We start from the raw sequence: 22,414 nt of genomic DNA on the forward strand, positions 1-22,414 counted from the left end.
ATCGATGCTGACAAATTCCGGCCCGGACGAGGTCATTGCGGTTCCGGCCTCCTACGATGAAACCGGCCGCTATGGCGTGCAGACTCCATTCACCGATCAGATGTCAGCCCACTGGGAAGGTGGTGCTTGGGAAGTGGACGATGCCCAGTGTTCAGGTCGCGGTCAAATATCTTCATGATCGAAGAGAATCCCTTGACCTGGTCGTACAGGATCCAGAGCGCTCCAATCTGTACTGCATTCCCTCAGATTTTGGCTGGAACGATCCGGCTTTTTTCTTTCGCCAGGTCCTGCAAATCCAAGTCAGGCCAAAACGCTCGCAGTCTCCCCATTCAGAGAAACACACCTTGCCAGGAGTAGTCGTTGCGGCTACATCCTCCGGGGAATTGCCGCGCTACTCACTTCAGTGTAGGTTGCGCGGCTAATCAGTCTTTCCACCGTACGCATGGTTTGGAAAGCATAAGGAGGTCTTATGCCCAAGGCCATGTTCGCCGTCCTCCTGGTCATTACACTGCTTGCCGGTACGTCCTTGATCTGGGCGCAAGGCATCAGTGACGTGTACTGGGTCAACTACTACTCCAACCGTCCCACCACGACCGTCGTCCGGGCTGACGCTGTGATTCTGGATCAGACTGTCCGCATCATCAATCCGGGAGAGCAAGGAAGCCCGATCGCTGCCGGTCACGGCGCAGTCTGCGCCGACATCTACGTGTTCAACGACGATCAGGAAATGGAAGAGTGCTGTGAGTGTCTGATTACGGCCAACGGATTGCTTACTCTTTCCGTGAACAATGATTTAACCCACAACCCGCTTACCGGATTCCCGCCTCCAGCAAATGGGGTGATTAAGATCATCTCCGACAACCGGTCCAACTGCGATGCTACCAGTCCGGTGCCGACGCCGGATATTCGCGCGTGGGGGACTCACTTGCAGGCCCCGAGCGTCGAGGCGCTGGTGACCACTGAGGATGAGTTCCTGAATGCGCCCCTGCAGCAGGACGAACTGTCATTTCTGGGTCAGGCCTGCTCCTTTGTGCTATTCCTGGGCAGCGGCAAGGGCCGGTGCACTTGTGGCGCATCGCTTGAACCGGCGTAATTCCGATAGAACGAATTGAGAACAACGCCGCCCCCAAGGGCGGCTTTTTTCTTTTGCCTGGTCCTGCAAATCCAGGTCAGGCTTCAGCGATGCGGCCTGAACATGTACAAGCAGTTCACCGTCTTTGTCAGCAATGACCGGCTCTGGGAATTCTTCGTAACGAGGCACGCCTCCAATCGTGTGCAGGACGGCTGCATGCATGCGAGCTCCCCCTTCGACGTTTTCATCCCACAGATTCTACGGGCAAATATGGCGCCAACGCGTTCGCCAACAGCAGGATGGCTCCGCAGAAGAGCAGGGTGTCGAAGAAATAGTTCAGCGCAACCACGTCTTTGGGCGCTCGGAGGAGCATCGGCAGGTAAACCCAGAACATCGTCAACAGAATCGTCAGCCCGAGAGAGGTGGCTGCCAGGCGCGCTTTCTTATTCACGACCAAGCAGACGCCTGCGAGAATCAGAATCAGGCCAACAAAATAACTCAGGAGGATTCGACCGGGAATCCAGTCGGGAGTGAGCTTCTGCAGCGGAACTCCGGGCACGAATGCCGGATGCAGCAGATGCTGCACTCCATAGAAAAGGGCCGGAATCCCTATGAAGAATCGCGGAAAGGCAGCCCATGCCGGGAAGGGCTGAGCGGGCGGCGCCTGTTTCCGCCGAGTGCGCCACGCCGATATCGCGAAAGCGAAAGCGCCGCCACTGAAGGCAAGTTGTCTGAGCGCCAGGGCCCAAAAAAATCTATTGCGTGGGTGTGCAACGACGGCTGGGATGTCCATTACGAATACGAAGATTAGCAGCGTGATTCCTACCAGAGCCGCTGCCAGCCGTGCGCGGACGAGAACTGAGAGGCTGAGGGCCGCGCAAAGAAAAGCGGCGCCCACCAGATAGACCCAAAACGTATGCCAAGGAATCCAGCGTGGAACGAGGGTAGCAATGGCCGCGGTGGAGGTGAAATGCTCGGACCCAAAAACAGCCAGCGGAATCGCAAAAAACAACCGGCCAAACGGCATGATTTTGTCGATGCCATGTTCCTGCGGCAGTTCCCTGGAAATTCTGGCGAGGCCGATGATGAGAACCAGCGACGCACAAACGTAGATCCAGAATACCGTTGCCGGAATGCCAAACGGCATGGAAGCCACGGCAAGTACGGAAACAGCGAACGGTTGGAAACAGCACAGGAGGATTGGCAAGCGTCGCTCCCCGCCTGATTCGAGCAGGGAATTCTAAGGCTGCCACCCAAGGGAAACAACCCGGCTGTGACGAGTGCACAAGACTTCGCGGGCGAGACGCCAGCTGTGCACGCTGAATGCCGCGATGAAACCAACGCCATTCGGCCACCGTCCTGCCCAGACGAGTGGCCACAGCGCGAACATGGGGCAGCGGGCGGATACCGCTTCAAATGCTCACGGCATGAGAGCGTGATTCCATCCCACCCTTCACTGCGCTCAGGGTGGGGCACCCACAGTTTCGGGGGTGGAGGAAAGGGTGGGCCAACCGTCCTATGAAGGATGAGTTGTATTCGAGTCTGAATAGACGGCAAGAAAGCGTGAACGGGCGGCGTGCAGACCTCTGCTTAGCAATGGAACTGCCCCACTCATGCCAAAAGAGGGCTTGAGTGGGCCCATCACCCCGGCAGGGCTCAAAGAGAAGTTGAGGCTAGAATAGCCGTCGCGGCCCAACCCCTACTCCCACCTCAGGCTCTCGACCGGGTCAAGTTGCGCGGCGCGGGTTGCGGGCACGGTTCCGAACAGGACGCCGACCACAGTCGACACCAGGATTGCGATGATCGCCGACAAACCCGAAATTGGGATGCGGAAGTTGGTCAGGAAGCGAACTGAAAAGGGCAGGGCGAGGCCGATCAGAATTCCAATCATGCCTCCGGAGAGCGAGATGAACATCGCCTCCGCCAGGAACTGATATTTGATCTCGCGATTGGTGGCGCCCACGGCTTTTCGGACTCCGATCTCTCGAATGCGGGAGCTCACCGTGGCCAGCATGATGTTCATGATCCCCACGCCGCTGACGATCAGCGTGACCAGCGAGATCAGCAGCAATACCGCAGTCAGCGCGTTTGCGGTTTTTCCGGCGACGTCCAGAAGTTGGGTCAGGTTCTCCGCCCGGTAGACCGACTCGGGGCGATGGCGCGACTGCACGACGCGGCGAATCTGCTCGGTGGCGCGGGGCACATCGGAGGAATCAGCCATGGAAAAGAACAGCTGCTTGGCATAGTCATCACCGGTGTAATAGCGGGCGACAGTGTAGGGGATGAGAAATGTGTCGTCGGCAATCTCAGACTGGCCGAAGGTCTCGACCCGTTCGCGAATGGCGCCAATGATGGTGAAGGGCAGACCGCTGAGCTTGACCGTGTGTCCGATGGCGGCCTGAGGGCTGCCATAGAGTTTATTGGCCAGCTTGTAGGTGATGACGGCGACTTTGTTGCGCGCCGCGGTGTCGTCTTCGTCGAAAAATCGCCCGGAGAGGATCACCAGATTGCGCACTTCTGCGTACTCAACCGAAACGCCCAGGATCAGGACGTCGCGTTCCTTGCCCCCGGCGATGGGAATGCGATCGTGGATCTCGACCATGGGAGAAGCCGCGCGCACACCGGGCACTTGCTCGCGCACTGCCCGCAGGTCATTCATGGTGAGCAGGTCCTGGGGAGCGGTGGAGGTGGATGCGCTGCTGGCACCGGAATAATCCACCACAATCATGTTGGCGCCGATGCCCTGAATCTGTCCCAGGATGTACTGCTTTCCGGTCAAGCCAATGGTTACAACCAGGATCAGAGAAGCGGTGCCGATCACCATGCCCAGCGCGGTCAGCACAAAACGAATCTTATTGGTGCAGAAGGTGTCGTACGCAAACCGCATGATCTCTTCGAAGACGAGATTGGGCTTGACGGGTGGCCGTATTGCCGGTGGGGTGGTGACGTGACTGGGAGCGGTGGTGGTAGCCATCGGACTGCCTGCGTCCGGTTCAATTGTAATCGCCGGGAAGCTGCAGTGGCACGATTTGACGCTGGCAAAGCTGCCGCTACTCCGGCGGGGCTGTGGGTGCACCTTTTGAGGCTGGCAAAGCTGTCGCTACTCCGGCGGGCGTTCGCCGGCAACTGCGGGTGCGGCCGGGGTGGTCGAAGTCTGAATTACAGGCTTCTTGGCGGACTCGGCAGGTCTGACCGGTTGCTGCACGGGGCCGCGCTCATCGAACTTGCCGAAGATCATCTTGCCGGCGGTGGTTTGCAGGACCGAGGTGACGGCAATGTCGATGGTCTTGCCGATCATCTTGCGAGCATTGTCCACCACGACCATGGTGCCATCGTCGAGGTAGGCGACTCCCTGGTTATATTCCTTGCCTTCCTTCAGGATGAAAACCCGCATGGCCTCGCCGGGCAGCACGATGGGTTTGAGCGCGTTCGCCAGTTCGTTGATGTTCAACACTTCAACGCCCTGCAGCTGGGCGACCTTATTAAGGTTGAAATCATTGGTAATGATCTTGGCTTCGAACTCTTTGGCCAGCTCGATGAGCTTCATGTCCACTTCGCGGATGGAGGGGAAGTCGTCTTCCACGATCTGCACCTGAAGCGAAGCGATCTTCTGAATGCGCTGCAAGATATCCAATCCCCTGCGGCCACGGTTGCGCTTGAGAGGATCGGCGGAATCGGCTACGAGTTGCAACTCGCGGAGAACGAACTGCGGGATCACCAGGACGCCGTCGAGAAAGCCGGTCTCGGCGATGTCGGCGATGCGGCCATCGATAATCACGCTGGTGTCGAGAATCTTCTGCGCACGCTTCGCCTGCTTTTCGCCGCCAAAGATTCCGCCTAGAGCCGACAGGTTCAGCAGGTCACCCTTGTTGGCCCCGACGATCAAGCCCACATAAGCCATGAACAACATCACTCCCAGCATCAGGAAGCTCTGGGTAGTTCCAGGAGGGATGCTGTTGCGGATGACCAGGCTGAACAGGTAGGCGCCGATGATACCCAGGATGCTGCCGATGGCTGCCCCAATCAGCCGCTTCAGACTGACGAGCCGGAGGCGAGTCTCGAACAGGATGACGACCACGCCCATGACCAGGCCCACCACAAAGTCGGTAACCGGCGACAGCCCGAACGGGTGCAGCAGGAAGCAGGCAACGGCCAGGACGATGACGAAGATGGCACGAACTATGAATAAGTCCAAAGGGTCCTCCCCCCGGCTGCGGTGGATTGCAACCGGTTGCGGAGCGCACCCGACCCTCTAAACGGGGATCGCTCCGCCGCCCCTACTAACGGGGATAACCAAATTATTAATGCTGGCATTTATATCACCGGGTGGGGTGGTTGGCACGTGCAAAAAAGGACTAGCCGCCGGTGTATCGCAAGCTGGTGGCTCGCAGCCCTGCCGCAACTGTTGGCATTAACTTGTGGTGCAGACAGCGGTATCGGCCACCTACTCCCCAGCTGTAGCAGAGACGTCGATGAGGGTATGCCCTGTGTGTCCGGATCGCCGGATAGCGCAGGTTATCTGAAATGGCAATAGGGAGAACCCTAATTCCAATTGACGCTAAGCCAAGGGTCGAGCATTTTGATTCCAGGGACACAAACGGGCCCCACCTGCGCGGGGGCGGAAGGGACATCCGAACTTGGGTCCGGCCCGCGTACTCATCAACGAGCTACCAGGCTAAGCAACTGAAATGTAGTCTAGGAACCGACTCCCGGCCTACAGCAGGGATCAGTCGATCCGGGAAAGGAACCTAAGAAACCGGCGCACGTCTCGGGGGAGAACTGGCGCCGGTTTTCTATTAGCACTCAGGAGTCAGAAATCAGTTAGACCGGCAGTCAGCAATCCAGCAATCAGCAGGAACCATTTCCAAAGGAAATTTTGCAATCGCGGCCTGAACGGGCGGGGAGTCCGTTCCTTTGTGATTCTCAGCAAGCGCACTGTCTTAGGGCTCTTTAGATCTTCTTGTTACAATCCCCGGGTTTGAGCTGAGCCAATGCGAGCGATGGTAGCGACACGTATAGGTGGCCCGGAGGTCCTGGAAGTTCGTAATGTGCCCGGCCCGGGGCCAAAAGAGAATGAAGTGCTGGTGAATGTCGAAGCCGCAGGAGTGAATTTCGCGGACGTTCTAATGGTCATGGGAACTTACCATGGCGGCCCCTCACCACCGTTTATCGCGGGGCGCGAATTCGCGGGAACGATTCTGGCGACGGGGGAGCGCGTCATGGGGTACACACAAGGCAGTGCTTTCGCCGAGCGCATCGCTGTGCGTCGCGAGTTCACATGGCGGCAGCCCGAGGGATGGAGTTCCGTGGAATCGGCAGCTTTTCCCGTGAACTACTTCACCGCTTACTTCGCCTATGCGTGGGCGGGATTGCTGCCGAAGTCCGGCGAGGATCGTTCGCAGTCGCAAACGCAACGCCCGGGCGTGCTGATTCACGCGGTTGCTGGAGGAGTTGGAACCGCGGCCATTGAGATTGGCAAAATTCTCGGGGTGGAGATGTATGGGACCTCGTCCTCGGATGAAAAGCTAGCCAAGGCGAAAGCTCTCGGCCTGGATCACGGCATCAACTACCGGCAGTTGGATTACGAGAAGGCGATCCGCGAAATGACGAACGGCAAGGGAGTCGATGCGGTCTTCGAGATGCTGGGTGGGGAGCACACCGCCAAGAGCATGCGCTGCCTCGCTTTTCGCGGGCGTTTGATCGCATACGGAACCGCCACCGGAGCCGCACATCAGTTCGATACCCGCTCGCTTTACGCGAAAAATACGTCCGTTCACGGTCTGTGGCTTGGCCCGTTGTCGACGCATTTCGACATCATGGGCGATGCGTGGACAGAATTGTCGCAATGGATTGAGCACGGCCATCTGAAGCCGCAGGTGGGACACGTACTGCCGCTGGAGAAAGCCGGAGATGCATTCCGCCTGATGCTGGAGCGAAAAAACTACGGGAAGATTGTGCTGAAGGTGTGAAGCAGCCGCTGATTCCAAAGTCGCGGCGAAGCGGTTGCTTCGGGAAAATAAGACTGCCAAGTGACGCCCGTTTACGAAAGCCGAAGAGTGTAGGCATGATGAGAACGGAAGGGCTGCGATTCAACGGCGCAGTCGAGCGGGATCCCGCCATCGATGCGTGGATGAAAGAGCATGCCGGTGAATTGGGAGCCATCGCGCAGCAGTGGTTTGAGGTGATGCGAAAGTGCGGGGACGAAGTCCGGGAGCTTTTACATGACGGTTGCCCGGTTGCATGTTTGGGAGATGCACCGTTCGGCTACGTCAATGTATTCACTGCGCACGTAAACGTGGGGTTCTTTCACGGCGCAGCGCTGCCGGATCCGGCCCGCTTGTTGCAAGGCGCCGGCAAGTTCATGCGTCATGTGAAGCTGAGACCGGGAACAGCCACAAACGCCGCAGCGTTAAGCCGGCTTATCGAGGCTGCGTACTCAGATGTAAAGGATCGCGTCGAAAACGGCTAGTCACCGACGGCGTTGATTTCAGACGATGAAGCTCCCAGCCGACAGTTTTTCCAAGTTCCTGAACGGGCAAAGCGGACGCTGCAGATTTCTCCCAGACCCCCGACTATGGGGAAACTGTTTCCCGGACTTGGGGAGCGATGTCCACCGGAAACTTCACAGATCTGGCAATGAAACAGAGACGATGGGCCTCAGCATGAAGTTTCTGCGCTTTGTCCAGATCGTCCCCCGTGCGTATCAGGACGGTGGGCTGCAAGCATACTCGCACGAACTCTCCTGAGCCGTCGTCCTGTTCATTCATGATGCCTGTAGCTGCATCGTGATATTCCAGAACGCTCACGTTGTTGACAGAACACAGATGCAAATACCAAAGCATGTGGCAAGCGGATAGACTGGCGACCAGCAGTTCTTCGGGATTGTAGCGAGATCGGTCGCCGCGAAAGTTCGGGTCACTCGACCCAGGGATCTCCGGCTTGCCGGCTGCGGACAGGGTGTGATCGCGGCGATAAGCCCGGTAGCTTCGGGTACCTTGGCCATCATTGCCAGTCCAGTTCACTCGAAGTTCATATCTGTGCTGCTTCATGCCAGCTCCCGACTAACGGCGATTCACGGATGAAGCGGCACGCCGGCCGCTTCTCGTGTCCACGCCTCCGATACCGTGCGTGCCTTGGCAATGTCATCGACAACCAGGATTAACTGGTGATCGTGGTCGCTATACAGGACCTCGATGTTGACGCCAGCGTCGGCCATCTTGCGCGAAATTTTACCCAGTTGACCGGGTTCAGCCTGGTTCAACCTCTGGACAAGCACATCGCGCACATCAAGAACCGGAATGCCCGCTGTTGTCAGGGCCTGGCGTGCCTTGGCCGCATCCTTCACCAGGAAGTGCGCTACGCCTTGGCCGTTGACGATGCAGGCGCCTCCACCTTCGATGCTAACCCCCGCATTCCCCAAGGCGTCTCCCATCGCGGCTAAAGCGCCGGGGCGATTTTCGAGTGTAATCGTCAGGTCCTTCATCTCATCCCCTTTCCGTTTGAATGCATGGAATCTAACCTCTGCCTCCGCAGCGGTCTCCGCGCAACGCTCAAGATAGCGTTCATGAGCTTATCTATGTTCAAACATACGTTGAAGTATCAGTGCGCTTGTCGCGGACTTGTTCGGTTTTTGGAACAATATAAGGAATTTGTGTTCCCACGCAGGAAGGTTGCTAGCATTTGATCTGAGGGCTGATGGGCATTTTCGAGGCCATGAGTCTTGTCAGCCGAAAAGCGCGAGGTCTCGCGCAGGGCAGCTCAGAGAGTCCCGGGAATAGATCCGGTGGCTGATTCCGGTTAAGCTGACATTGCAGGGCCCTCCCCGTCAGCCGACATCTGTCGATGTCCAAGATCTTCAATTTCGGGTTCAGAAGGAATCCAGCGGACTGGTGGGCCTGGTCGAATCTGGAGCCGGAAGTCCGCACTGCGCTAGCGGCCCGAATCGACCGGGAACTGGCGAAACGGTCAATGTCCGGGGCCTTAGTGTACTTCGTGGTAGTGATCGTACTGGCGATATCCACACCCTATTACGCCGAACATCCCGTCCTTCTGGTGCTGGTTGGCAGTTTCACTTTTCTGGCCGGTGCGGTTCGGATGATCGCTGCGTGGCGCTTGTTGAGGCCTTCGGCCGATGGTCGAGACGGTACGAGGCTGGTCTTTTTCTGCGCTGTATGGACCACCTTTGTGCTTTGGGGAGCATTCTGCGGCTGGACCCTCCATCTTTACAGGGGACAATGGCCGGCCACGTTTCTCTTGCTGACTACCGCTGCTTTAGCCGGTGGTACTACTTCATCTCTGGCCCCAAGCATCCGCTTGGCTTCCTGCTGTTTGACGGTATTGATCAGCCCTACGATCATCTCTGCTTTTGCCTTGGGCCGAGATACCCGGTATGCGGGATTTGCCTTTGTGACGGCAATCTACCTGGGGTTCTTGCTGGCGCAAGCCCGAGGCAACTGGCGGGAATTCTGGACCGCAAGCGTAGCCGCTGAGCGCGAGAAGATCCGTGGATCCGCAGACCGAAGACGGGCTGAACAGGAGCGCGCCAGCCTGGACGCTGCAATCGAGCAGACGGCCGAGGAGATTGTGATTACGGACATCGAGGGGACCCTGCAGTACTGCAATCCTTCTTTTGAGCGTTGCACGGGGTATTCGCGAAGCGAAGTCATTGGGCGAAACCTGGGGTTCCTGAAATCTGGAAAGCACGATGCCGAGTTCTATCGGGTCCTGTGGAACACGATCTTAAATGGTGGGGCTTGGGCTGGGAGCCTCACCAATCGAAGGAAAGATGGCTCCTTATATGAGGCGGAGGGAACCATCTCGCCGATTTTCGACGAGGGAAGAATTACGGGCTTTGTGTCTGCAAGACACGACGTCACCGAGCGGCTGCTGGCAGAAGAGGCATTGCGCAAGTCCGAAGAAAGGTTCAGTAAAGCATTCCGGTCAAGCCCGGTTGCAATCACCATCACCACTCTCCTGGATGGGCGCTATTTAGATGTGAATGATGCGTTCCTAGAAATGACGGGGCACAAGCGGATCGACGTCATAGGCCGTACCACGACCGATCTCGGTTTTTGGGTGGAGCCCGACCTGCGAAACGCGATGATCCGGCAACTGGAGGAGGGTGGTGTGCGAGTCTCACGTCTGCGGGTCAAATTCCGGACGGCAAATGGACAAATCCGAGAAGGAGATGTATCGGCAGAACGGATTGAGCTGGACAAAGAGGTCTGTGTACTCGCCATCACTGATGATGTGACGGATGCTCTGCAGCTCGAGGCGCAGCTTCTGCAGGCACAGAAGATGGAAGCGGTGGGGCGGCTCGCCGGAGGGGTAGCGCATGATTTCAACAATATGCTCTCGGTGATCATGGGTTACACCGATCTTTCACTCCAGCAGTTCGCAACGAATGAACGGCTGGCGAGCAACCTGGATTACATAAAGAAAGCAGCTGGCCGATCCGCCGCTCTCACGCAACAATTGTTGGCCTTCAGCCGACAACAAGTTCTTTTCCCCAGGCCGCTGGATCTAAACACGGTCGTGAACGACGCGAATCAGATGCTGAGGCGAATCGTCGGAGAGGATATATCCATTGCGTTCAAGCCGACCGAACCTCTTGACGTGGTATGGGCGGACGAGGTTCAGATTGAACAGATTCTCATGAATCTGGCCGTAAACGCTCGTGACGCCATGCCAAAAGGCGGCTCGATATTCATGGAGACCGCCCATTCGGAACTGGATGGCAGTTATTCGCACGATACCACGGCCCCAGAGCCGGGGCGTTACGTGACGCTGTTATTCAGCGACACCGGTTGTGGGATGGACCGAGAGACCATGGCCCACATTTTTGAGCCTTTCTACACCACCAAGGAGCCTGGAAAGGGTACAGGACTGGGGCTTTCGACGGTGTACGGCATCGTCAAGCAAACGGAAGGACAGATATACGTACACAGTGAACCAGGCAAAGGAACCACCTTCAAGATCCTTTTTCGACGGACCTCGCAGCTAGCAGAAAATGTCGCGCGTTTGCACAATGTTCCGGACAACTCCGAGGTCACCGGAAACGGAGAAAACATACTGGTTGTAGAAGATGACGAGTCTCTTCGAAAGCTCATCGTGGCGATTCTTTCCGGTGCCGGCTATCGTGTCTTGGAGGCGGAAAACAGAGAGGTCGCGATCAGGTTTGGCCAAGATTACAATTTGCCGATCGATCTGCTTCTTGCCGACATGATCATGCCGGTAACGAGCGGCGGCGAACTTTCCGCGTGCATGCACGAACTGAGACCGGGGTTAAAAACGCTGTTCATGTCTGGCTACGCACCAGAGTTGATTGCCAGACACGGTGGGGTTCGGCAGCCGACGGAGTTGATCGAGAAGCCCTTTAGCAATCGTTCCCTGCTCAAAAAAGTGCACTCGATTCTGCACAGCGAATCTGCTCGCCCTGACTCTGATTCACCGCTCAAGATTCCTGCATAAAGCTCATCACCTGCCATGCGGTACTTATCCGGTCCGGCAATCGTGATTAGTTCCGGATTGCCTGGAACCCATTCCCATATAAGCGACTTTCCGCAGAGCACCTGGCTGCTACGAGATTGGTTCGCGGATCGGCGCGCGCGGCATGGGTAAGGTGTGCGCACACTGCTTCGCTTCGAAGGAAGCGCGTTGGTTGGCATTCGGGGCCGCTGCAGCACGGGATTTCAGGAAGAACGATCAGGCGCCCAAGATGCAGCGTGGACGTGGTGTGGACGGCGGGGGTTAATTTTTGACGATGTTTCGATTGAGGGCGTGATAGTGACAAAGCTTTTACAAGCAAAGAGCACTCGCGATCATCCGATAGGTGCGCAGAAGTGCGACTTGAGGCTGGCTACCAATGTGGCCTTGGCCGAGCACGCTCTGACCGGAAACAACGATGTCAAGAACGCCCAGACCGACGCGATATTCGTCTTTGTCTCTGCAAGACGTGGTGTGTCTGTGCGCTGGGACTGCGGATGAAGAGGCGTGGGAGGAGTTCGTGTCGCGGATCGGAAAGTCGATCAGTTTCACCGTCATGCGGACCGCTTACTTATGGGGCAGCTCATCGCGATCGATAGTGGAGGACCTGGTTCAAGGAACCTATCTCAAACTCTGGGAAGACGGCTGCCGACGGTTGCGCGATTTTGCCAGGCAACATCCCGAAGCCATTTTGGGATACGTGAAGAAGATTGCCGCGAATGCCACGCACGACTATTTCAAGCATTGCCAGAGTCAATCATACGGGGGCGACAAAGCACATGTGTCCACTAGCGATGTGGACCCGGAAGCGGGACAAGAGGTTCATGGCAGCCAAGAGAAAATCGCTTTCGGGGTCTTTGTGAATGAGATCGATGAGTACCTGAAGGGCAACTTAACCGGACCCGACCAGGAGCGCGACCGCACAATTTTCTGGCTCTATTTCCGGCAGGGGATGAGCACAAGGGAAATCGCTTCTCTGCCAACCATCGGACTCAGCGCCAAGGGAGTCGGTAGTGTGATCGAACGGCTGAAGCAATGCATTCGTGAACAGATCATTGGAATCCCTGCCGATGGCAACGATGACGAGGATAACGCCAAAAGTAAATTGCCTGAGGAACTCGTAATTGGTTTGTATGGGGATTAAGAGCATGCGACGGCCATTCGACAGGCACATTGACGGTCAAGAGCTCAAGGCGCTCGTGCCCTGGTCCTCCGATAGCTGGCAAGTGCCGCAGGAGCTTTCTTCGGAGGCCGTTCGCGAGGCCGCGCGCCACGTGGAATTGTGCGGCGATTGCAAGAGGAAGGTGGCGAGATACCGACAGCTGGTGAATCGCTTCTCGAATGTGGTGATCTCGGAAGCCACGTCGCCGGGACCGGATTGTCCTAAAGGTGAAGATGTCGAGTGGCATAAAGTGGCCGCCGGACTGTTGCCGGAGTTCCAGGCAAAGCAGTTGATCGCGCATGCGGCACTCTGTGACCACTGCGGACCCCTGCTTCGGGCAGCCATGTCAGTGGATGCCGATCCGACTCTTCAGGAAGAAAAACAGCTGGCCGCATTGAAGACGTCTTCGCGGCCTGTTCCGGTACCTCGAGCCGCGCGGTTCTCGCTCCCACGTTTTCTATCCTTGAGGTGGTTGGTTCCGGCGGTGGCATTGATAGTGATTGTGGCAGCGACTGTGAGATGGTCCTCCAGATCATCGGCCCCACTCTCGGGGACAAAATTTGCCGAGTTCGCCGTCAGCATGCACAGGCAGCATGCGCAGGCAAACCTCGGGCTTGAATATCGCACGGACTCGCAGCAGAGGCTCAACGAGTGGTTTAGGGCGAAGTTGCCGTTTTCCCTAACTCTGCCGGCGTCTCCGGCAGCCTCCGGCGAGGATTTCCCTTATCGTCTCGAGGGCGCGCGGCTAGTGCAGGCCGGCGGCAAGCCGGCTGTCTTTGTCTCGTATCTGGGGGGAGCGGGTCCCGCCAGCCTGGTAGTGACGCCCGATTCGGCGGCCGTAGCTTCAGGTGGAGTGGAAGTCGATTTTAAGAAGGTGAGCTTCCACTACCGCTGGGACGAGGGCTACCGAGTGGTTACCTGGTCGTTGCACGGACAGACTTACGCTCTGGTATCCCAGGAAGGTGATGGCATGCAGCGATCCTGCATGGTTTGCCATTCCGCGATGAGGGATCGCGACCTGAGTCAAACGCCGGCTCCTTTACGTGTCGAACCCATACTGCAATAAGCAGCGGCTCAGTCTAGATCACCCGATCCGCCAACCCATCGTTCGCGTCTTCGCCGAAGATCCGCATGCCGGCGAGGAAGTCCAGCTCACGATCAATTTCCGAGTCCCGTCATTCTGAGAGCGGATCGCGATTTTCTCCGGCTGTCTTCTGTGCCGAAGACGAATCTTCCCCCGAAAAGCAAATTCGCCGCAGCTCTCGTTCTGTCAGATAGGACCGAACAAGTATCAGGCAGATTCATACGAACATTCAAAACACAAGGAGAACGAAGTGAAGAAATTTTGCATGGACAAAGTCTGGACTGGTGGAGTGGCCGGTAACCTGGGCCGCGGGCTGCTGGTCGCGCTGTTAGCTCTGACGATTACCGGCGTCGTCGCCGCACAAGACCGGGACGACGCACTCAGGTTCAAAGGCGGCATCGGGGTCATCAATGTTGTCGGTCAAAACCCCGACCTAACCCTCAAACTCAACGTGGTGCGGAACGTGAGCCCGGCCGCGCCGTGGCGTATCGCGGACCTCACTGCCACGATCAAATCCGATGGACACATCAAGGTTGTGGGACGCGGTCTGCTGCTAGCGAACGGCAATGGCATCGGCACCAACGCGGGAGCGAGCGTTCACGCCACTCTCTTCTGCGGACCTGCCGCCACAGCAACGGCTTTTGATGAAGCCGGAGTGGCGCTGGACGCCGACGGCGACTTCCGAATCGACACCTTCTTGTCGCCAGTTCCGCCGACACAGTGCGACTCTCCGGTACTGCTGATTCGGAGCGGAGCTACGCCGGGGCAGGGAGTCTGGTTTGCGGCCGGCATCCAGAAGCTCGCGGAAGACAACGACAAGGACTACTAGAAAGCCTGACCGTGAGGTGGGATGGATAGCACATCCCACCTTGCGTATAGCTGGCGATCTCAACAGAAGATCTGGAAAGACGCGGATTGAAGGAACGGAGAAGGATATGTGGATGAGATCATGCGCGGTTTGTGGAGCTCTCTTGAGAAAGCTGCGATTGTGCGATTCAGTGCGTTGTCAGTGTGGATGGACCTGGTAGAGAGATGAGAACTTGAAGGCGAAGTGCACACAGGGTCCTAAAATTAAGGAGATGGTCATGGCGAAGATAATCGAGTTTTACATTCCGAAAAATTTTCGAAAGCCGATCAAGTGGGTTCCGCAGCTGGACCGTGGGAAGGTTATTGAGTTTAGTTCCCCAGGCGTGGTCGACCCCGCCTACCAGGAGGCTCAAGTGATCGGTCCCCGGTGGATCAGCTTCCCAGCTCATGGGACGTGTCGCGGTCTTACCGGCGGTCGACGGGAACAGGAATAGCGATTACGACTTGACCGATCTGGCAATTTCGCATTTCAACTGAAAGCCGCGCTTTTGCAAAACGGATTTAGAAGATAGCTTTTGAATGCTGATTACTGCCTGCTATTCCCGACTCATACCCACAGACAAACAACTGGACCCTCTCTCGCTGTTAGACAGCACCTACGCCGCAGCTTTTTGCTAACTGCACCTTGTGACCTTCGTCCAATGTGAGTGCATGGGAAGCACAGATTCACGTGCATCCCACGGTGGGGGCGAAAGCTTTCCATTCAAATTGGAATGAAAGAGCGCAACGGAACGTACGTGTCAGAACCCAATGGAGGAAACATGAAGGCGGTAACCTTGGCAGTGACAGCGGTCCTGATTCTGGGAGTAGCGTTGAGTGCGGCGGCCGCTGACAAAACCATCACCCTGAACAATCCTGTCATTCTCAACGGTACAACTCTGCAGCCGGGAGACTACAAACTGAATTACACAACTAACGGTACCAGCACCGAGGTAAAAATTCTTAAGGGCAAGAACACGGTAGCCACCGCCACGGGCGAGATGGTGAACCTGGAGCGCACGGCGGCGGACGATGCTATCGTCACACATGTGAATGACGATGGTTCGCGCACCATCCAGGAATTTCAGTTTGCAGGCAAAAAGTCGGCGATCCGCTTCGGCACCGAGTCGATGGACAAGGGAAAGTAAGGCAGGATTCGACCGAATCTGATCCACATTTCATCGGGGAGCTAACAGGCTCCCCGAAATTGTTTACTGAATGGCTGCGGAAGTATGTTGGATTACTCCTGGTTCGGACTATCTCGCTCCCGCAGCCATCAGGTTGGTTGGTTAAAGGACGAACGGCTTTGATCATTGACCATGCGACTGCCGCGCAACGCAGCAAATTCATCGTACCTCGCAAAAGAAATAGAGAGGACGCGCAGTCCTCTATATCTGTGGATTCTTGCTGATTTTGAATCCCGTTTTGGCAACGAGCGTTCAGTACTTGGGCATGGTGGGATCGACTTTGTCGGCCCAAGCGAGGATGCCTCCGCTGAGGTTCTTCACCTTGGTGAAGCCGGCCTGACGGAGGAAGTCCACTGCTTTGGCGCTGCGCACCCCGGAGCGGCAATGAGCCACGATTTCGCGGCTGGAGTCGAGTTCGTTGACGCGCTTTGGCAGATCGCCCAGCGGAATCAGATAGCCCTGGAGATTGCAGATCTGATATTCGTGCGGCTCACGAACGTCAAGCACGAAGATGTCGTCACCGGCGTCGAGTTTTTGCTTCAGCTCTTCCACCGAGATGGCAGGCACTTGGGATTCGACCGGTTTTTCTTCTCCACGGATACCGCAGAATTGGTTGTAGTCGATAAGCTCGGTAACCGTGGGATGGGTTCCGCAAGCCGGGCAGTCAGGATTCTTGCGCAGCTTGAGCTCGCGAAACTTCATGGCCAGCGCATCGACCAGGAGCAGGCGCCCGATGAGGGGATCGCCCGAACCCAGAATTAGCTTGATGGCTTCGGTGGCCTGCATCACACCGACGAGGCCCGGAAGAATCCCCAGCACCCCGCCTTCCGCGCAGGATGGCACCAGTCCCGGAGGGGGCGGCTCGGGGTAGAGGCAGCGGTAGCACGGGCCTTCTTTTGTACCGAAAATGCTGACCTGGCCCTCGAAGCGGAAGATGGAACCATATACGTTGGGTTTGCCGGTCAACACGCAGGCGTCATTCACCAGATAACGAGTGGGGAAGTTGTCGGTGCCATCAACGATGATGTCGAAGTCGCGGAAGATTTCGAGCGCGTTGGCGCTGGTGAGCCGCGTCTCGAAGCGAACGAGCTCGACATGGGGATTGATGGCCTGCAGCTTGTCGGCGGCGGAATCCAGTTTCTTGCGGCCGACGTCGGCTGTGCTGTGAATGATCTGACGCTGCAGATTAGTAAAGTCAACGACGTCGAAATCCACCAGGCCGATGGTTCCCACACCAGCCGCAGCTAAGTACAGTGCCAGAGGTGATCCCAGGCCACCAGTGCCGATGCAAAGGACCCTGGCGGCCTTCAGCTTGAGCTGTCCCTCCATGCCCACCTCGGGCATGATCAGGTGGCGCGAGTAGCGAAGCACTTCCTCGTTGGAAAGCGTGACGGGTTGTGTGGTAGTTGTTGTCGCCATCGAGTAAATCCTTAACTGTAAAACTGGTAAGTTGCGAACGGTAAGCTAAGAATCAAAGAGTGCGTTCTTGTTAATCAGTTTGCACAGCTCTTCTTTTCCTCCTGCGATGGAGGGCACGATGGCAAGCGTGTCGCCGGACTTCACGGGTGTGCCTTCCTTCTGCAGGTAACGAATATCCTCATCATTGAGGTATACATTCACGAAGGCGCGAAGCTTGCCATCGTCGGTGTACAGATGCTTGCGCAAATCCGGATAAGTCGAGGTGAGATTCTTCAGCGCCTCGCTGACGGTCGCGCCGGAAACCTCGACTGCATCTTTCTTGTCGGCATACTGCCGCAGGGGAGTGGGAATCAGCACTTTCATTCTTGTCTCCGTTTACTTCAATGATGAGGGCTGCACCGAGTTCGATTCAAGCCCATCCGTTGACCGGAGGCGCCTCCTCTGGGCTCAGGCGTATGCGCGAGGACTCAGGGGCTAAAGCCCGCACTTTTCCTGGCGTAGCCGGCACGGCTGAAGCGGTGCTCTATCACAGCCAATTTTTGTTGCCTGTCAGAGTCGTCATTTATCCGATGGCGCGATTCTCTACCGGCTGTCCGGCTTCCGCCGGCAGCAGACGTATGGCCTCATCCATGAACTGCTTGTCTTCCTCACTTGTGCCTGTTAAGGCAAAGGAATTGGTAATCGCCGCTTTGCCGTTTTGCACGCTGGTAATTACGTATGAGCAGCCGATCCAATGAGCCTCGGCGAAATCTGTCCTGGACCACTGGGCCGGGTGGTCGGGATGCGAGTGGTAGAAGCCTACGATGTCGTATCCATGTTCACGGCCCTGGCGTTGGATGCGCACCAACTCGCGGGGGTCAATGTTATAGCGATTGTGGGGGGAGTCATCGCGGGTGTTGCCACAGCGGACGGTCGCTTTGACGCGGCGGATTTCACCTTCCACGGTCCCCAGCATCACGCCGCAGCACTCATGCGGATAGGTCTGCTCGCCATGACGGCGAATCTCTTGGTAATCCGTTAGTCTTATTTCCAGCATGGTGTCGCGCACTTAATGCCCCGCGGTCTCGCCTTCCGGTTTCTCCTCGACTTCGTCCCAGAAGCGCTGACTGAGATACTTGTCGGCACTGTCGGCGAGGACGGTGAGGATGGTCCCCTGCTGCCTGTGCAGCACCAGTCTTCTCGCCAATTTCAGGGCTCCCACCACCGCCGCAGCCGAGGAGACTCCCACCAGCAATCCTTCTTCTCGCGCCAAGCGCTTGGCCATGCGGTAGGCATCTTCCGTGGAAACGCCCCAATCCTCGTCGGCGATCGCGGGATCATAAATCCTGGGGACAATCGCCGTAGGCATGTGCTTGGCGCCCTCAATTCCGTGAAAAGGCGAATCAGGCTGGAGGGAGATGCACTGGATATTGGGATTCAATTCCTTGAGACGGCGGCTGCTGCCGACAAAAGTACCACTGGTCCCGAGCACCGCTAAGAAGTGAGTGATGTGACCTTCTGTCTGCCGCCAGATTTCTTCCGCTGTACCCTGGTAGTGAGCGCGCCAATTGGCAGGATTGGAATACTGGTCCGCATAAAAATATTTTTCAGGATCGGCGGCATACATCTCGCGCACCTTGCGGATTGCGCCATCCGAGCCTTCTCCAGCCTCGGTATAAATGATGTTTACTCCATAGGTGGTGAGAATGCGTTTTCGCTCGGAGGAAACGCTGGAGGGCATGCACAAAGTCACCGGGATACCCAGGGCGGCGCAGATCATGGCATAGGCAATTCCGGTGTTGCCACTGGTGGAGTCCAGAAGAGTTTTGTCAGGGGTGAGATGTCCAGCTTCGAGGGCAGTGCGAATGATATTGGCGGCAGCCCGGTCCTTGACCGAACCTCCAGGATTGAACCACTCCGCTTTGCCCAGCAACTGAATGCCGGGCAGGTCGGCGGCAATACGGTCCAGGCGCAGCAATGGCGTATTTCCGATGCGGTCGAGAATGGACTCGCCGAATCTGCGCGGAAAGACAGCGATTTCCGAGTTGTTGCGAACAACCCGCATTACGTACTCAGGTCCAGTTGCCACCTGGGATTTCCACGTGAGGAGGGTGTGGCTACATTAGCAGAAGCATTCCGGCCAGGCAACGACCGGTGCCATCGTGCTTGGAAAGCAGGTCCTGGAAGGTGCAAACCTGGTTCGCCCCGGCGTGATCCAGGCGCGTAAGTTATTGATGAGCCGAACGCAGGCGAGGAAGCATCCAATGCCAGGCCGCAGCAATCGGAAGGCTTAGGAACTGTGGAGAGTTGCTGGCGGCATGCGCGGGCATGGTATGGTAACCGCCATGATAAGGTGAAAGGCAAAATCAGGCACAAAGGGATAAGCGGGGAAATGGCGAAAGCGAAACAGAATCGTCGTACTTATGAAGAAGCTGTGAATTGGTTCCGCGATCATGGATTCGAGATCCTGGAGGCTCCGGGAACGCAGAACCGGGTGTTTCTGAAGAAGAATAATGTTTCGGCGGCGATTGAAAAGGCTCCGGACGATGGGGTGAAGGTCTTCGCCCATCCCGGATACCTGATCGGGGGAGAGATATCGAAGCTGGTGAACAAGGGATATCAGCAGGTCCTGAAGACGACCAAGACTGAGATAGCGGCGACGGAAGATCATTTGAGGGCGCTGCATGAGTTCTCAGAGGAACTGAAGGAAGCGATCGGTGGAATCGACCTGTACAACGAATCGTTGGGAACGGTAAGCGACAGCTATCACTATGACCGGCTGGATGGCCGTGAGGGCAAAGCCAAGAAGCGCCCCTGGGAAGTGCCCGCCGGGGTCGAAGCCAAGAAGATGGCATAAGCGGCGAGGAGAATCAGGAAAAGGGCACAACTAGGTTGTGCCCTTTTTGTTTGAGCCGCTGGCTTTCAGGCCGCCATGCGGGTGACAGCCCCGCGAACCGCCGTGGAAACCATCAAGCGGGTTACACCGCTGACGATCAAGCTAATCCCCACCAGCGTACCGATTACCCAAGCGGAGGTGGAGGGCCAGTGGGCCCAGATCAGGCAAGCCAGAATGATGGTCACGATGCCGTCGAAGAGCATCCAGCCTGAGCCAGCCACGCCGCGCAGGTTGAAATATCCCACCACTTCGAAGATGCCCTCGACAAAGAAGATTGCGGCCAGCACCAGCGTCAGCGACAGGATCCCGATGAGCGGATGCGTGAGCAGATACGCGCCGCCCACGATGTATAGCAGGCCCACCAGCAGCTTCCAGATGAACGCGCCGGCTCCCTTGGAGTGGAAGGCGTAGATCAGATGGGCGACGCCTCCGACGATGATCAGCCATGCAAGAATGATATTCACGGCGATTGCAGACTCGAGCGGCAGGGCGATCGAAAGAATGCCCGCGATAATCAGCAGAACAGACCACGCAATCGACCAACCCGTTGCTCGTTTAACGAGACCTACCGGGCTCGAACTCATAGTGTCCTCCGTGAGAGATTTCGGACTGAAGAGGCCTTCAGGCTCGCGCGACTGGAAACAGCGAGCCTGGTAATAACGATTCGCGAAACGAGAGGTAAGTGGGGATTGCCTTGCCGGCTCCCCGCAATGCGACGGGAATATTCTAACGCTTCCCGCAGATTCTGGACAGAATCGGTGTCCGTGGGTGCAAACGCAAAGCGCTACTTGGCGGTTGCAAGATCGACCACCACATCGTAAAGCATACGGGGGCCGCGCTTGACCTCGTCCACCCGAATGCGTTCGTCGTCGCCATGTTCGGTAGCGGCTTCTTCCGGCGTGGCTGCGAATGGGCTGAACCCATAGCTCACCATCTCGAGCTCACGAAAGCGCTGATTTTCGGTGTAGCCGCTGTTGAGGCGCGGAATTACCGGTGCGCCCGAAAAGTAGCGCTGTGAAACGCGAGTGATGGAGTCAAAGAGGGCGGTATCAGTCGGAGAAGAATTGGCGGCGACGAATGGCTTGAATGGCTCAACGGTCACTGCGGGATCGGCAATCACTCGCCGAATCTGCGTGAGGAACTGCTTGGGGTCCTCACCGGGCAGCAGTCGCACATCGAGGTTGGCCCAGGCTTCGGTGGGAATAACGTTGGTCTGGCGTGAGCCGCCGAGCATCGTCAAAGTGATGGTGTTGCGGAACATGAAATTCAGCGAGTTGTCCTGCTCGACCATGCGGCGGAAGTTGCGATCGTGCAGCGCCTGGTCAAGGTCGCGGAAGTATGCGGCGCGGTCCGGCGACTGAAAAGGAGCCGACTCACGAAGGGATTCGGCCACTACCGGCAATACTTTGTAGTCGGGACGATAGTCGAGCAGACGATTGAGAGCGCGAACGAGACGGTTGGGAGCGGAATCGTTGATGGGGCGCGAAGCATGACCGGCGCGACCGGTCGCAGTGACACGGAGCCACAGCGGTGACTTCTCGGCAACATCGATGCCCACGTATTGGACCCTGCCGCGCTCGCGGGGATTCTCGCCGCCTTCGGTGATCAGGAATTCAGCGTTCTCGAGCAGTTCAGGGTGATGCGCAATCATCCAGTCGGTTCCGCTGTCATCAACTTCTTCGTCAGCAGTGGCGAGGAAGATGATGTCCCGGGGCAACGGGATGTGCTCGCGCTTGAGCATCACCATTACTATGAGCTGAGCCAGGCCTTCGGATTTCATGTCCTGCGCGCCGCGTCCGTAGAGGACGCCGTTAATGATTTCGCCGCTGAACGGCGGCACCTTCCAATGGCCTGGCTCAGCCGTGACCACATCGATGTGGTTCAGCATGATGAGAGGGCGCTGGGCTGGCTTGAGTGTTGCAGGAATCCTTGCCCAAATATTGCCGCGATTGGGCTGGTATTCGAAGACCTGGTTCTCGATGCCCTCGGCGTCGAAGATGGCGTGGAAGAATTTCGCTGCCTCAAGTTCGTTTCCGGGAGGATTGGAGGTGTCGATGCGCAGATATTGCTGCAGCCAACGAACCGCCAACTCCTCGTATTCTGTCTGGTGATCTGGTGAAAGATGGGAAGAAGCAAGCTCCTGACTTTGGCAGAGACAGCAGCAAGCTGAAAGCAAACCAAGAGTGAGGAGAAGGAATTGGCGCAAACCGGGCCTCCGGCGAATTCGAGATTAGAACAGCGGACGCAGGGTGAGGGTTAATCAGGAAGGCTCAGCACGCAAGTA

General features: G+C 57.1%; 21 protein-coding genes. 10 read left to right on the top strand and 11 right to left on the bottom strand.

Annotated features, from left to right (window positions below):
- Positions 1–469: 469 nt before the first annotated feature.
- Entirely contained in the window at positions 470–1,093 is a 624-nt protein-coding gene (locus VEG30_02525) for a hypothetical protein (protein HXZ78775.1), read from the top strand.
- 223 nt (positions 1,094–1,316) lie between these two features.
- Here the strand turns inward: VEG30_02525 and VEG30_02530 are convergent, their stop codons facing one another.
- From VEG30_02530 to VEG30_02540, 3 genes are all read right to left on the bottom strand, one after another.
- The gene (locus VEG30_02530; protein HXZ78776.1) at positions 1,317–2,279 is read right to left on the bottom strand and encodes a hypothetical protein; all 963 of its coding nucleotides are present in this window, start codon (positions 2,277–2,279) and stop codon (positions 1,317–1,319) included.
- A gap of 492 nt (positions 2,280–2,771) precedes the next feature.
- A complete protein-coding gene (locus tag VEG30_02535; GenBank protein ID HXZ78777.1) occupies positions 2,772–4,046 on the bottom strand; it encodes an ABC transporter permease in 1,275 nt (424 codons plus the stop codon).
- Positions 4,047–4,172: 126 nt separating this feature from the next.
- Positions 4,173–5,267 carry a PIN domain-containing protein gene (locus VEG30_02540; GenBank protein HXZ78778.1) on the bottom strand — a complete coding sequence of 365 codons (1,095 nt, stop codon included), beginning with the start codon at positions 5,265–5,267 and terminating at the stop codon, positions 4,173–4,175.
- Between the two features lie 796 nt (positions 5,268–6,063).
- Between VEG30_02540 and VEG30_02545 the strand changes: the two genes are divergently transcribed.
- Both VEG30_02545 and VEG30_02550 read left to right on the top strand, forming a co-directional pair.
- Entirely contained in the window at positions 6,064–7,041 is a 978-nt protein-coding gene (locus tag VEG30_02545) for an NADPH:quinone oxidoreductase family protein (protein HXZ78779.1), read from the top strand.
- 95 nt (positions 7,042–7,136) lie between these two features.
- Positions 7,137–7,541 (top strand): DUF1801 domain-containing protein, encoded by a 405-nt coding sequence (locus tag VEG30_02550; protein HXZ78780.1) that lies wholly within the window; start codon positions 7,137–7,139, stop codon positions 7,539–7,541.
- A 103-nt stretch (positions 7,542–7,644) separates the two neighbouring features.
- Here the strand turns inward: VEG30_02550 and VEG30_02555 are convergent, their stop codons facing one another.
- Positions 7,645–8,121, bottom strand: a complete 477-nt coding sequence (locus tag VEG30_02555) for an OsmC family protein (protein HXZ78781.1) — start codon at positions 8,119–8,121, stop codon at positions 7,645–7,647.
- Positions 8,122–8,144: 23 nt separating this feature from the next.
- Positions 8,145–8,555, bottom strand: a complete 411-nt coding sequence (locus VEG30_02560) for a hypothetical protein (GenBank protein HXZ78782.1) — start codon at positions 8,553–8,555, stop codon at positions 8,145–8,147.
- 359 nt (positions 8,556–8,914) lie between these two features.
- Between VEG30_02560 and VEG30_02565 the strand changes: the two genes are divergently transcribed.
- The 6 genes from VEG30_02565 (at position 8,915) to VEG30_02590 (ending at position 15,797) form a co-directional block, all read left to right on the top strand.
- Positions 8,915–11,542, top strand: coding sequence for a PAS domain S-box protein (locus VEG30_02565; protein HXZ78783.1), 2,628 nt, complete (start codon positions 8,915–8,917; stop codon positions 11,540–11,542).
- A gap of 315 nt (positions 11,543–11,857) precedes the next feature.
- Positions 11,858–12,058 (top strand): hypothetical protein, encoded by a 201-nt coding sequence (locus VEG30_02570; protein HXZ78784.1) that lies wholly within the window; start codon positions 11,858–11,860, stop codon positions 12,056–12,058.
- 19 nt (positions 12,059–12,077) lie between these two features.
- The gene (locus VEG30_02575; protein ID HXZ78785.1) at positions 12,078–12,701 is read left to right on the top strand and encodes a sigma-70 family RNA polymerase sigma factor; all 624 of its coding nucleotides are present in this window, start codon (positions 12,078–12,080) and stop codon (positions 12,699–12,701) included.
- Positions 12,702–12,705: 4 nt separating this feature from the next.
- Positions 12,706–13,785 (top strand): hypothetical protein, encoded by a 1,080-nt coding sequence (locus VEG30_02580; GenBank protein HXZ78786.1) that lies wholly within the window; start codon positions 12,706–12,708, stop codon positions 13,783–13,785.
- A 268-nt stretch (positions 13,786–14,053) separates the two neighbouring features.
- A complete protein-coding gene (locus VEG30_02585; GenBank protein HXZ78787.1) occupies positions 14,054–14,632 on the top strand; it encodes a hypothetical protein in 579 nt (192 codons plus the stop codon).
- A 799-nt stretch (positions 14,633–15,431) separates the two neighbouring features.
- Positions 15,432–15,797: a hypothetical protein gene (locus VEG30_02590; protein ID HXZ78788.1), complete on the top strand. Its 366-nt coding sequence runs from the start codon at positions 15,432–15,434 to the stop codon at positions 15,795–15,797.
- A 291-nt stretch (positions 15,798–16,088) separates the two neighbouring features.
- Here VEG30_02590 and moeB read toward each other — a convergent pair whose 3' ends face one another.
- From moeB to VEG30_02610, 4 genes are all read right to left on the bottom strand, one after another.
- Positions 16,089–17,255 (bottom strand): molybdopterin-synthase adenylyltransferase MoeB, encoded by a 1,167-nt coding sequence (moeB, locus tag VEG30_02595; protein ID HXZ78789.1) that lies wholly within the window; start codon positions 17,253–17,255, stop codon positions 16,089–16,091.
- 45 nt (positions 17,256–17,300) lie between these two features.
- Positions 17,301–17,618 (bottom strand): ubiquitin-like small modifier protein 1, encoded by a 318-nt coding sequence (locus tag VEG30_02600; protein ID HXZ78790.1) that lies wholly within the window; start codon positions 17,616–17,618, stop codon positions 17,301–17,303.
- A 199-nt stretch (positions 17,619–17,817) separates the two neighbouring features.
- Positions 17,818–18,303, bottom strand: a complete 486-nt coding sequence (locus VEG30_02605) for a M67 family metallopeptidase (GenBank protein HXZ78791.1) — start codon at positions 18,301–18,303, stop codon at positions 17,818–17,820.
- Positions 18,304–19,323 carry a cysteine synthase family protein gene (locus tag VEG30_02610; protein HXZ78792.1) on the bottom strand — a complete coding sequence of 340 codons (1,020 nt, stop codon included), beginning with the start codon at positions 19,321–19,323 and terminating at the stop codon, positions 18,304–18,306.
- 303 nt (positions 19,324–19,626) lie between these two features.
- Here VEG30_02610 and VEG30_02615 point away from each other — a divergent pair, with 303 nt between their 5' ends.
- Complete coding sequence (locus VEG30_02615) at positions 19,627–20,091, top strand: hypothetical protein (GenBank protein ID HXZ78793.1); 465 nt, start codon at positions 19,627–19,629, stop codon at positions 20,089–20,091.
- 65 nt (positions 20,092–20,156) lie between these two features.
- Here the strand turns inward: VEG30_02615 and VEG30_02620 are convergent, their stop codons facing one another.
- Positions 20,157–20,714 (bottom strand): DUF308 domain-containing protein, encoded by a 558-nt coding sequence (locus VEG30_02620; protein HXZ78794.1) that lies wholly within the window; start codon positions 20,712–20,714, stop codon positions 20,157–20,159.
- Positions 20,715–20,914: 200 nt separating this feature from the next.
- The gene (locus tag VEG30_02625) at positions 20,915–22,219 is read right to left on the bottom strand and encodes a M20/M25/M40 family metallo-hydrolase (GenBank protein HXZ78795.1); all 1,305 of its coding nucleotides are present in this window, start codon (positions 22,217–22,219) and stop codon (positions 20,915–20,917) included.
- Between the last annotated feature and the right edge of the window lie 195 nt (positions 22,220–22,414).

Source organism: Terriglobales bacterium (assembly GCA_035624455.1).
Classification (GTDB): Bacteria; Acidobacteriota; Terriglobia; order Terriglobales; family Acidobacteriaceae; genus DASPRM01.

What these genes read in the sequence shown, in the direction of transcription:
- VEG30_02560 (HXZ78782.1), bottom strand. Translation starts at nt 8,555, where the DNA reads ATGAAGGACCTGACGATTACACTCGAAAATCGCCCCGGCGCTTTAGCC.
- VEG30_02590 (HXZ78788.1), top strand. Translation starts at nt 15,432, where the DNA reads ATGAAGGCGGTAACCTTGGCAGTGACAGCGGTCCTGATTCTGGGAGTA.
- VEG30_02580 (HXZ78786.1), top strand. Translation starts at nt 12,706, where the DNA reads ATGCGACGGCCATTCGACAGGCACATTGACGGTCAAGAGCTCAAGGCG.
- VEG30_02535 (HXZ78777.1), bottom strand. Translation starts at nt 4,046, where the DNA reads ATGGCTACCACCACCGCTCCCAGTCACGTCACCACCCCACCGGCAATA.
- VEG30_02565 (HXZ78783.1), top strand. Translation starts at nt 8,915, where the DNA reads ATGTCCAAGATCTTCAATTTCGGGTTCAGAAGGAATCCAGCGGACTGG.
- VEG30_02545 (HXZ78779.1), top strand. Translation starts at nt 6,064, where the DNA reads ATGCGAGCGATGGTAGCGACACGTATAGGTGGCCCGGAGGTCCTGGAA.
- moeB (HXZ78789.1), bottom strand. Translation starts at nt 17,255, where the DNA reads ATGGCGACAACAACTACCACACAACCCGTCACGCTTTCCAACGAGGAA.
- VEG30_02550 (HXZ78780.1), top strand. Translation starts at nt 7,137, where the DNA reads ATGATGAGAACGGAAGGGCTGCGATTCAACGGCGCAGTCGAGCGGGAT.
- VEG30_02525 (HXZ78775.1), top strand. Translation starts at nt 470, where the DNA reads ATGCCCAAGGCCATGTTCGCCGTCCTCCTGGTCATTACACTGCTTGCC.
- VEG30_02620 (HXZ78794.1), bottom strand. Translation starts at nt 20,714, where the DNA reads ATGAGTTCGAGCCCGGTAGGTCTCGTTAAACGAGCAACGGGTTGGTCG.
- VEG30_02600 (HXZ78790.1), bottom strand. Translation starts at nt 17,618, where the DNA reads ATGAAAGTGCTGATTCCCACTCCCCTGCGGCAGTATGCCGACAAGAAA.
- VEG30_02615 (HXZ78793.1), top strand. Translation starts at nt 19,627, where the DNA reads ATGGCGAAAGCGAAACAGAATCGTCGTACTTATGAAGAAGCTGTGAAT.
- VEG30_02555 (HXZ78781.1), bottom strand. Translation starts at nt 8,121, where the DNA reads ATGAAGCAGCACAGATATGAACTTCGAGTGAACTGGACTGGCAATGAT.